The sequence below is a fragment of the Wenzhouxiangella sp. YN1 genome (assembly GCF_056324145.1).
The window spans coordinates 1-6,680 of record NZ_JBJNIO010000077.1; the positions used below are offsets into that span (position 1 = coordinate 1).

5 protein-coding genes and 1 pseudogene are annotated in these 6,680 nt (G+C 56.5%); 2 read left to right on the forward strand and 4 right to left on the reverse strand.

Annotated features, from left to right (window positions below; genetic code table 11):
- Positions 1 to 500: 500 nt before the first annotated feature.
- Together ACEWQZ_RS00590 and ACEWQZ_RS00595 are read right to left on the reverse strand one after the other, a co-directional pair.
- Positions 501 to 677, reverse strand: a pseudogene (locus ACEWQZ_RS00590) (transposase); the annotation flags it as partial.
- 336 nt (positions 678 to 1,013) lie between these two features.
- Positions 1,014 to 1,808, reverse strand: coding sequence for a class I SAM-dependent methyltransferase (locus ACEWQZ_RS00595; RefSeq protein WP_476481131.1), 795 nt, complete (start codon positions 1,806 to 1,808; stop codon positions 1,014 to 1,016).
- A gap of 1,282 nt (positions 1,809 to 3,090) precedes the next feature.
- On the opposite strand from ACEWQZ_RS00595, the gene ACEWQZ_RS00600 reads away from it, so the two are divergent.
- Both ACEWQZ_RS00600 and ACEWQZ_RS00605 read left to right on the forward strand, forming a co-directional pair.
- On the forward strand, positions 3,091 to 4,503 hold the full coding sequence (locus ACEWQZ_RS00600) for an IS1380 family transposase (RefSeq protein WP_476481132.1): 1,413 nt from the start codon (positions 3,091 to 3,093) through the stop codon (positions 4,501 to 4,503).
- A gap of 288 nt (positions 4,504 to 4,791) precedes the next feature.
- Positions 4,792 to 5,082 carry a hypothetical protein gene (locus tag ACEWQZ_RS00605; RefSeq protein ID WP_476481133.1) on the forward strand — a complete coding sequence of 97 codons (291 nt, stop codon included), beginning with the start codon at positions 4,792 to 4,794 and terminating at the stop codon, positions 5,080 to 5,082.
- A 170-nt stretch (positions 5,083 to 5,252) separates the two neighbouring features.
- On the opposite strand, the gene ACEWQZ_RS00610 is transcribed toward ACEWQZ_RS00605, so the two are convergent.
- Together ACEWQZ_RS00610 and ACEWQZ_RS00615 are read right to left on the reverse strand one after the other, a co-directional pair.
- The gene (locus tag ACEWQZ_RS00610) at positions 5,253 to 5,543 is read right to left on the reverse strand and encodes a choice-of-anchor Q domain-containing protein (protein ID WP_476481134.1); all 291 of its coding nucleotides are present in this window, start codon (positions 5,541 to 5,543) and stop codon (positions 5,253 to 5,255) included.
- Positions 5,449 to 6,510 carry a transposase gene (locus tag ACEWQZ_RS00615; RefSeq protein ID WP_476481135.1) on the reverse strand — a complete coding sequence of 354 codons (1,062 nt, stop codon included), beginning with the start codon at positions 6,508 to 6,510 and terminating at the stop codon, positions 5,449 to 5,451. The genes ACEWQZ_RS00610 and ACEWQZ_RS00615 overlap by 95 nt, the downstream gene beginning before the upstream one ends.
- Positions 6,511 to 6,680: the final 170 nt, after the last annotated feature.

The window sequence follows — 6,680 nt, forward strand, 5'->3', positions numbered from 1 at the left end:
GGCGCGGCCCGGCGGCGCTCGTGCCGGATAGGCCCACGCCGGCAAAAACGGGGCTATAGGGGCTGCTCGATTGGCTCCGACAGTTAGGAATCGGACGGAATTCGGCGTGCAGGGGACTTTGGTAAGGGTCCGGTGCCGGCCTGGTACGGCTCCGGATACCGTTGGAAATCAGGAAATAGGGCGCTTATACTTCCTATACGCCGACGAGTCGCCGCGCTGAAGTCCCACAACCCTGGAATCCTGCACTGCGGGAGAATAAACCTGTGCTGTCTGGACTGTCCGATACCTAGTCGACCAAAGCAGCGCCAGCCTAGTTTGCCCTGGTGTGAGCCGTTGCAGCTGAGTGAGCCGACACGGACGGGCAAATTGAGCGCCCCTCTTCACCGCCGGTGGAGAGGGGCCGATTACTGGGGGAATCGAATCGTGCGCCAGAATATGCTCTACGACTCGCAGGATGTCCAAAGGGTTATCGAAAGCATCCGTGAGGTCGGGGTAGAACCCAGCTCACGCAACCTCTTGGCCTCCGAGACCTCCATACCGCCGAACTTCGATTTCCAGCGATAGACGGTGTTCTCGGCCACGCCGTGGCGGCCGGCGATGGCCGGGACGGACGCGCCAGCCTCGTGCTCCTTGAGGATCGAGATGATCTGTTCTTCTGTATACCGTTTGCGCTTCATATCGGAGCCTCCCTTGGGTCAGAATATCGGGGAATCCAACATGCTGTATGGCTCGGATTAGCGGGGTACGGTCATCAGACATATCGCGGGCACCGCGTGGGGTACGCGTCGTTACCTCAATATGGGAGCAATCAAACAATACGAAACGGAGAAGCAATCCGTTGCCTGAGAATTAGTCTGGAACCGCCGCCTCTGAGCAAGTGCGCAAAAACCGTTGCACTACCGAATCTGGTAGCCCCTAAAGCGTAATTTCCACATGTGGAATCTCCTGTTGCTCCATTATGAGAATATCCCACGCCTGAACAACACCAATTTCCGGGGGGGTTATCAGAGGAACTAAATCGAATCAGAACGCTTACATAGAATCGCTACAATGTAGCCGGATTTTCTATAAAGAAAGCTTGTAAGTCTGATAACAACTTGATCAAGTATAGAGGGGGGCAAATGATGAGGGAACACTTCGACCCCGGAAGAGATCTTAAATATATCGAAGCCCGAAGCCTTTAAAGTATTCTCCAGAAAAGATTCTGGGATTGGTGCTTCATTGGGCTCAGGGGCATCAGTGGTAAATGATTCCGTCGCTAAAACGGAACGGGCATTCCATCTCTGCAGCCACTCCGGCACCTTATGCAAAGTGTCTCGATTTATTGGCTCTGCCACGAGCAACCAGCCCTCGGGACTTATCAAGTTCTTACATAGACGTAGAAGTCGTTCGCAGTCAGGTAGCGTCAGGTGGTGAAGACAACCAACGCATGTAACCAAGTCGAAAGCTTCCGAAGTTTCTCCAACGAAATCCAGAATGTTCTGACATTTCAATTCGACATTGTCCAAATGCAGGCGTTCTACATTCCGTTCAGCGGTTTTCAGCATGCCCTGGCTATGGTCAACTCCAAGCATCCGTTTCGGGCCAAAAAACACGCCGACGCGCTCCAACATCTGCCCCGAACCACAACCAAGGTCCAGGGCAGATGTTACCGGAGTATTTATTGCTTTAAATACTGGCTTAAAGAGAATGTCATTAGCCAGCGCGCGCGGTCTCTTTACTAACGCATCGTATTGATGCGCGGTTGCATCATGATAATTTATATCCAGTTGGGAGTGATTATCATGATGTGTCTCTTGTCTATTCAATCTATTCGAATCCTTCGTAGAAGTAACTCAATATCTCCGGCGCTCGCGTTCGCAACCTCAGCGTAGAAATGGACCCCGGTGACATTTATATCACCGTACGGCATCGATTGCTGAAACAGGCTATGGGTGTCACTCGCGCAAACAAATAATTCAGTCAAATCAATTTGGTAGCTTTGCCGTGTGCCTTGAAGGTCAAGGCTTGGGATGGATACACCAGAGCAGCTTGAAGCTGCGTTCGCATCCATAACGGCAATCTCGGCCCCGGGCCAGAACATACTATCGTAAATCGGCCAACTCCAATAGGAAGTAGATGCTGAAGGGATGCTGGTTAGCCCACCGGTCCTAGCCAAGTCCACCCAGACCATTTTCGGATAGGTGATGCTAGGATCTCCAGCATTGGCGGGGCTCGACCACTCGGCAATGACGAAAAATCCCGCGTGAGATCCAACTTCGTTACTCGCAGGGCATCCAGACTCCACACAACTGAATGACGTATAACTGCCAATTTGTGCGTCAAACTTCAAGAGGTCGTTCGTGGAGCCATTTCGATTTACGGTAGCAACAAACGATGAGTTGCCAGCCCCGGTGTGAGAGCCAATGGATAGAAATGGAAGAGTCACACTGAAATCGCCGTCACAATTAAAATTGTGTTCCCCGGGGTTAATCTTTATTCCGAGCTCAGTATAGTACCCGAAGCCAACGCCCGACCAATACTTATCAGTTTTGACATTATACAGTTTTTCCGAATTGTACTTATAGTTACTAATTTCTTCGGAAAGGCCTGGGGGACCTTCGCGGCATTGGTCGAAAGCTGGGTCATTGTTGGCGTTCAGGACCCAGTACTCGTTCTGCGGCGAGTTCAATTCGAAGTGGGGGCTGCTGTCGTATGTTAAGCAGCCCAGCCAAGAGTCTCCAATTGGATCGGTACTTCCGCCGCATGCGCTCCTAGCCTGGGTAGTGCCACCCCAAACGCTTTGAGACATTCTGCGTCCAGGACAGCCGAAAAATGGAGACTTGTCCGAGTCAAATAGACAGCCTTCGTCGCCATGGAGTCCATTGTTGACATACCAGAGAGACAGCCAGTCGCTACCCGTCCCCTTACCAAGCGGATATTCCGACTTCACTTTTCCATTAACAATATTGCGATCGTGTACGTCCGCGTAACCCTGGTTTAAGCCCCCCTTATTCTTCAATGCGGGCTAGAAAGAGGTATGGCGTGTCAATTTCTGTCGTATAATCAGAGTGTTAAGGCACTAATCCCACGACAGAAAGAGAACACGCCATGGGTGAAACACTACCCCTTTTCAAAGCCTCGTTCAACCACACTGTGCAGGTCGAATCCCGTCCGGAACACCTGACCGGTGAAGCGGGCGCTTTGATTCAGCGCGAGATCATGGATCGGCTCGGCATCATTGAGTGGCTGGGCGAACGCCTCACCGATCCTCGCGACCCCAGCCGGGTCACCTATCCACTGGCCGACCTGATCCGCACCCATCTGATGTTGCTGGGTCAGGGCTGGCGCGATCAAGACGATGCTGATCGCTTGCGTCTGGACCCAGCGCTGCGGGTCGCACACTCGTCCTGTCGCGGCCAGACACCGCTGCAGGACGGTCAGGTTCTGGCCTCGCAACCGACGCTGTCGCGCCTGGTCGAGAACCTGAGCAGTGAACACAATCGCCCTGTGCTTCGTGAGGCGATCTGTGAGTCGGCCATCCGCCGGGTTCGGATGCTCAACGGCGGGCGGCGGCGTAAGACCCTGACGCTGGATGTAGACAGCCTGCCGGTGGAAGTCCACGGCCATCAGCCGGGCAGTGAGTGGAACGGCCACTATCGGCGCCGGATCTATCATCCGCTGATCGCCAGTTGCGCCGAGACCGGTGATTTGCTTGATGCCGTCCTGCGCCCGGGCCAAGTGGGTACAGCCGAGGGCGGTCTGGACTTCATCCTGGCCCAGGTCGATCGCTGCCGGGCACGTCTGGCCGAGCGCGTCATAGTGCGCTTTGACGCCGGCTTCCCGGAGGGCCAGACGCTGTCGGGCCTGGAAGCGCGCGGGGTCGAGTATATGGCCCGGATCCGCAACAACGCCGTACTCAATGCGATGGCGGCACCCCATCTCAAGCGCCCGCCCGGCCGACCGCCCGAGCAGCCGCGTATCTGGTGCCATGAACATCGCTACCAGGCCGGCAGTTGGGATCGATCCCGGCGGGTCGTGCTGGTGGTGCTCGAGCAACCCGGTGAGTTGTTCTTGCATCACTTCTGGCTGGTAACCAACATCCCCAAGCGCCGCTGTCCCGGTGAGCACTTGCTGGCGCAGTATCGCCAGCGCGGCAAGGCCGAAGCTCACTTCGGCGAACTGATGGATGTGCTCAATCCAGCGCTGTCGGCCAGCCCGCGCCCATGGGGTGATCCGGATCGTGCCCCGGCGCTGACGTCCACCGGGGTCTACCGCAACAACGAAACCCTGTTGCTGATGCATCTGCTGGCCTACCAGGTGCTGCATGCCGGTCGCAGCGTCATGGAGCAGGCCACCGGTCAGGGCTGGAGTCTGCGCCGCTTCCGGGAGCGGCTGCTGCGCGCCGCAGCCCGTGTGGCCAGGAAGGCCCGCCGGCTGACCTTCATCGTGGCCTGGAGTGTGGCCGGGGACTGGCAGCAACTGTGGCAAAAGCTCCAACGCTATCGCTGGGTACCGGGATAAGACGGCTCTCTGCTCTGCAATACGATCAGGCGCGACACAGCGCCAGGGGTTACTGTGCCCGGATCACTGAATCAATCGGTTCTGAAGCCTCAAAAATGCCAAATCCTGGCGAATCAATGCCATCCAGACCCACCATCGAGCCGAACCTGCAAGCTGGGTGACCAAAATCCATCAAAGCCGGCTTGACTCAGCGTGAAAGAGGCAGTCTGATGAATAAGCTGGGATAAAGCGGGCTTTTTCCGGGGTTGGCATAAAAGATATCCGATCGTAAAAGGCAGTACTTTTCTGGTGCGGGCCTATGCACACAAGGAGGGCGCTAACTGGAACATACGAAATGTCCAAGTTGAAGATGGCGACGAAACCTTTGTACCTGATTTAGAGGTCACGCATGCATCAGAGTCAGAGCCAACTCAATTTAAGGAGAACCTTATTGAGGCTCTTAAAGCCTATTTCCTGGCGTCACCGTTCGATCCGCCTGGCGGCTTTATTGAAGTGACGGTACATCTAAAACTCGGCATACAGCCATTTGAGGAGCTTAAATTCAGTATCGTAGGCGGTGATTACGTATTTTGTCGGTAGGCTAACTTGTCCACTTCCCCAATTTAGGACTAGGCATAACTAGAGATATGGCCACGATCGACTCGAAACCACATACTGGTATGGGTAGTTGTTCGCAAATTGATTTATGTTTTACACTCGGCTACCCGCCTGGCATCTTGCAAACCCGCAACCACCGACCCCACAACGACTTAATCCGTTGAACTAAACCTGTCCCGAAAGACTACATCTATTTCTTCAAATGAGCCAACGTCGCACGCTTGGCTAGGCCTTCGAACGCCTCGTTGATCAAAATCAAGGCAATGCATTACATTGCCGTCCTTCCACCCGGGACTAAATGGCTCAACGGAACGTGTCAACATATTCCCAACACATCGGCGACGATTTCTATGTAACAACCTCGGGCAGCTCGGCGCTGACCGGTGTTGGTGAGACTTCGAACGCACCTGGTGTGCCGAGTAACTCCGTTGCGGTCTGACCATCGTCGGGATTGATCGAGACGACCGCTGGTGGCCTGGCAACTTGGGGTGGTCCTTTGACGTAGCGCTCGGGATGCGCCGCATAGTGCCGATCCATGGCCGCTTGCCGGATCCGCCAGAGTGCTTCGAACTGTCCGGTATAGAGATCTTCGGGGGTAAACAGCGCCAGGCCTTCGTGCGGTCGGCGGCTGTAAGCCGGGAAGAGCTCCCTACACCACGCCCGGGCATGTTCCTCGCCCTGAAAACGACCCGGGTAGCTTGGCCAGTATTTGACGGTCTTGAACTGACTTTCGCTGAACGGGTTGTCGTTGCTGACTCTCGGCCTCGAGAAGCTGCGCTCAACGCCCAGGTCGGACAACAGATCACCGAAGCTGTGCGCGATCATCGGCGAGCCGCGATCCTGGTGGACGATCAGCTGATCGGGCTCGATGGCCCGCCTCGACAGGACCTCGCGGAACAGGTGACAGGCCAGGCCAGCGTTCTCCTTGCGCGACACCATCCAGCCGACGGGATAGCGGCTGAACAGGTCCAGGATGACGTACAGGCACAGGTAGACGCCGCGGGTGACCGTCGGCAGCTTCGTTATGTCCCAGGTGTAGACCTGGTCGGGAGCCGTCGCTTTCAGTTGCGGCTTGACGTGGTGTTGGGCCGGGCGCTGGTTGCGGCGCTCGCGCGTTTCCTGTCGCCGGCGCAGCAGGCGATACATCGTCGAGACCGAGCCCAGCACGGTGCCCTCGCTGAGCAGCGTGGCGTAGACCTGGCGTGGGGCGGCGTCCAGGAAGCGTTCGGAGTGCAACGCACCGAGGATGCGCTGCTCTTCGGCCTCTGACAGTCCTCGTCCCTGACCGGTCGGCGCTGCGGCCCGATTGCGTTGCCGGCGATCCGGATAGCACCAGTGGCGCGGCACGTTCAGAGCCCGGCAGGCTTGCGCCTTGGGCACGTCCGGTGGCAGGGCAGTCAGGCAGCTCACGATCTGCTCCCGTCTTTGTCGCTGTCGAACAGGTGCAAGACTTTTTTTTGGAGATCGACCAGTTGCTCGGCCACGTAGGCGCGCTTCTCCAGCTTGGCATTGGCCTTCTTCAGGCGCTCGAGCTCCTTGTCCCGGGGATCGGCGGGCTTGCGGCCCGGCTGTCGCGCAGC

Coding starts and splice junctions, on each gene's coding strand:
- ACEWQZ_RS00600 (WP_476481132.1), top strand. CDS start 3,091: ATGGGTGAAACACTACCCCTTTTCAAAGCCTCGTTCAACCACACTGTG.
- ACEWQZ_RS00610 (WP_476481134.1), bottom strand. CDS start 5,543: ATGGTCAGACCGCAACGGAGTTACTCGGCACACCAGGTGCGTTCGAAG.